The organism is Faecalicoccus sp. (genome assembly GCF_036552745.1).
In the GTDB taxonomy this organism is placed as follows: domain Bacteria; phylum Bacillota_I; class Bacilli_A; order Erysipelotrichales; family Erysipelotrichaceae; genus Faecalicoccus.
The window spans coordinates 1-3685 of record NZ_JAXKBY010000221.1; the positions used below are offsets into that span (position 1 = coordinate 1).

At 34.1% G+C, this 3685-nt stretch carries 3 protein-coding genes; all 3 read left to right on the forward strand.

Annotated features, from left to right (window positions below; translation table 11 throughout):
* Positions 1–110: 110 nt before the first annotated feature.
* Positions 111–332, forward strand: coding sequence for a DUF2397 family protein (locus U0M88_RS10050; protein ID WP_331869721.1), 222 nt, complete (start codon positions 111–113; stop codon positions 330–332).
* Positions 329–1432, forward strand: coding sequence for a TIGR02678 family protein (locus U0M88_RS10055; protein WP_331869720.1), 1104 nt, complete (start codon positions 329–331; stop codon positions 1430–1432). Before U0M88_RS10050 ends, U0M88_RS10055 begins: the two co-directional genes overlap by 4 nt.
* A gap of 11 nt (positions 1433–1443) precedes the next feature.
* Positions 1444–3685 (forward strand): hypothetical protein (locus U0M88_RS10060; RefSeq protein WP_442902250.1); only part of this gene is annotated, 2242 nt, incomplete at its 3' end.

Here is a 3685-nt window from a genome sequence, read left to right on the forward strand (position 1 = left end):
ATACCAGTGATCATAAAGCCTGGACTTCATCAAAATCCAGGCTTTACTTTACTTTGTTTTTAAGTTAATACTTTTCTTGTAGCTTAACTTAATGACATTGACAAAAAGTCATTGATTTTTCACAGATTGATCATTTGGACAGTTATTCTCGTAAATTATTATTAAGTTGGTTATCTAAAGCACTTATGAATAAAGATCGAAAAACACGTTTGGAGTCAGGAGAACCATATCGAGTCTTTTTAAAGGATGATGCGATGTGCACGATTCATTGTGAAGACGGCGATATTCAAATGCCTTCGTTTTGTATAGAGTTTGAGGGGTTGAACGCATGAAAGCGATTGAATTATTACTGAACCGAAAATGGATCTTAAAAAAAGAAGATCGAGATTTGTATTATACAATAAAAGATTCGGCAAAAGAGATTCGCAAGCAATTTTTAGAAAAAATAGGATATTCTTTAATTGTGACACCTCAATTGATTAAGCTGGAAAAAATACCCGGAAAGCCTGAAATTTGGATGGGTATTCAGGAATTTAAAAGCATAGAAGAATATCAGCTATATTGTACAATCTTGATGTATTTAGAAGATAAAGAAAAAGAAGAACAATTTGTTTTATCGGAAATGACAGAATATATTCAAATGCATTTTGAATGGGGCGAAATTGATTGGAATCAGTTTTCAAGTCGTAGAAAATTAGTTCATGTCATCAAGTATTGTTTGTCTATTCATTTATTTGAGCTCAATGACGGAGATGAAGACCAGTTTATTCGTAATGCACAAAGTGAGGTTCTCTATGAAAATACAGGGTATTCGCGATATGTCTTGAGAAATTTTGCACGTGATATTTTTACTTACGAAAAGCCGGAAGATTTTTCGCAGAGTGAGTGGATGGATATGGCACAAGATCGAGGTATCGTGCGAAGACAGCGTGTATATCGAAGACTTTTGTTGTCACCGGGAATTTATCGAATCAATGCACAGGATGAGGATTTTCAATATATTCGTAATTATCGAAATCAAATATCGCATGATTTTTCTTCCTATTTTCCTTGTTCTTTACAGGTATATCGATCAAGTGCCTATTTAAAGTTGGAAGATGACAGCATTGTTCGCTCCTTTTTTCCATCGCATAATACGGTATCGGATCTGGTTTTATATATTTGCGATGAGATACGTTCTTTAGTAAAAAGAGGGATTTTAAAATCAAATGATATGGAACAAGTATCCGTTGAAAAAGATTGGTTGTATCGAGCCCTACAAAAAAGGATCAAGGCAATATTACTAACGCTTCCCAAACGCTATCGAGAAATGGGATGTGCACAAGTTAGTTTGGATGTGATTGAGAAGATGAAAGAATTTGGTTTTATTGAAGAGAAAGAAGATGTATTTTTACTATACCCAATTTGTGGAAAAATTGGCGGAAATTATTAAAGGAGAGAAGAATGTTGACAAGCAGATGGCATATGCACCGTATGGGGTTAATTGATTTCTGGTTTTATACAAATGAAGAGTTCTATTTTAAAGACGGCCACATGTTGTTAAGAGGTAGCAACGGAAGTGGTAAATCGGTTACGCTGCAAAGTATTATTCCTTTATTGTTGGATGGAAATAAGAGCAGCGAGCGTTTAGATTCGTTTGGTACTCGTGCAAGAAAAATGGAAACGTATTTGATTGATGAAGACAGCGATCGTAATGATCGAATCGGTTATCTGTATCTGGAATTTAAGCGCGAGGACTCAAACTTATATAAAACGATTGGTATGGGTTTACGTGCCAGAAAGAATAAACCTTTAGAATCGTGGTATTTTGTGATTGAGGATAATCGAAGGATCAATAAAGATATCATGTTGATCAATAACAATTTAGCCATTGCCAAATCTACATTAAAGGCTTTGATAGGGGATCAGTTGATTGAATCTCAGAAGGAATATATGGCTCGTGTCAATCAGGCTTTGTTTCATTTTTCCAATCATGATGAATATAAAGAAACCGTTAATTTATTAGTACAGCTTCGTTCGCCGAAACTGAGTAATTCTTTAAAACCTACGATGATCAATGAAATTCTAAGTCGTTCATTACAACCATTAAGTGAAGAAGATCTACGTCCTATGAGTGAGGCTTTATCGAATATGGATGATATACAAGATCAATTGGAAATGTTAAAACAAGGCTTTCAAGCGGCCAACACGATCTTTAAAGTCTATGATCAATATAATTGCTCTGTTTTGCACAAGAAGGCAGTACTTGCGGATGAAGAACAAAAACGTTTTGAAAATGTACAGAAGCAACAAAAAGATTTTTTGCATAGACAAGAAGAAAATCAGCAGGATCTTGGAAAGGCACTCAAACAAAAAGAGGCGTTGTTGCAGGAACAAACGGCTTTGAAAAATGAATATAGCTCTTTAATGAAAGATGATATTATTCAACTTACTAATGAATTGGAAGTGCATCGAAAGAATCATCAAGAGAAACAGTCGCATCTGCAGGAAAAGGAAAAACAGCTCAATGTTAAAGAACATGTATATTTTGAAGAAAAAAGTCGGTGTAAAAAACTGAAGTCTAAACAAGAAGAATTGGATTCAGACATTCATTCTATTTTTCAAGAGATGGAATCGTTACAAGAAAACTTGCAGTTTGAAGAGCAAATTTCGTTAAAAGAAGAATTCATCACACATTTGGGCCAAGAATATGATTTTACGTATACTTTAAATCGAGTAAAAGAAGAGATAACACAATTATCGCAGGGAATTGAGCTTTTTGCACAAGTTGATCAAGAAAAGAGAATGCTGTCAAGATTGAATGAGGAGAATGAGCGCAAACAACAAGATTACCAGGATACGATACGACAGATTGAAAAACTCAGATCACAATTAATTTTAGAAATAGAAGCCTATAAAGAGCAAATATTGAAATGGAATGAATCCAATCATTTGCTGGTTCTAAATTCGAATGAGCTTATTACGATATTAAATGGAATTGAAGAAGAAGTAAAAAGTGCAAGGGGAATGGAAGATATTCTTCAGAATCGGTATCAGGAAGTATTCAAAAGATTATCACAGGATTTAATTCAAAATCAGCATGAACAAAAACAACTTTCTAAAAATATTTTTGATTTGGAGGAAGAACTGGAACATTGGCAGACGATGAAAGACCCTTCGCCCACAGAAGATGAGCAAACGAAAAAAAGCCGAAGTTACTTGAAGGAAAAGAATGTGCGCTTTAAACCATTGTATGCGTTTTTAGAGTATGGGAATGATGTAAGTGCTATTCAAAAAGACATCTTTGAAGAACAATTAATTCGTATGGGTATTTTGAATAGTTTGGTGATGTGTAAGTCGGATGAAGAAAAACTGGATATGTACCCCTCAGGGATGGCCGATCAGTTTTTATTGGTAGAAAACCCTATTGATACATATAAAACTTGTGTATTGCACAGTGAAAATGATTCTATTAATTTTACACAAGTTTTAAAGCATTTTGGTTGGAATACACAAGCCATTCAAACAAATCGTTCTCGATACTTACATGGACTTGTTACTGGTATTGTTTCAAAAGAAAGACAATCCATTTACATTGGAAAAGAGTCTAGAGAACTGTATCGCCAAAACAAGATTCAAGAATTAAAACAAGAATTATCACAATATAAACAAAAGTTAGAAGTTTTCCTTGAAGAAGAGAGAAAAA

Excerpts from the sequence above, each read along its gene's own strand:
- U0M88_RS10055 (WP_331869720.1), top strand. The coding sequence starts at position 329 with ATGAAAGCGATTGAATTATTACTGAACCGAAAATGGATCTTAAAAAAA.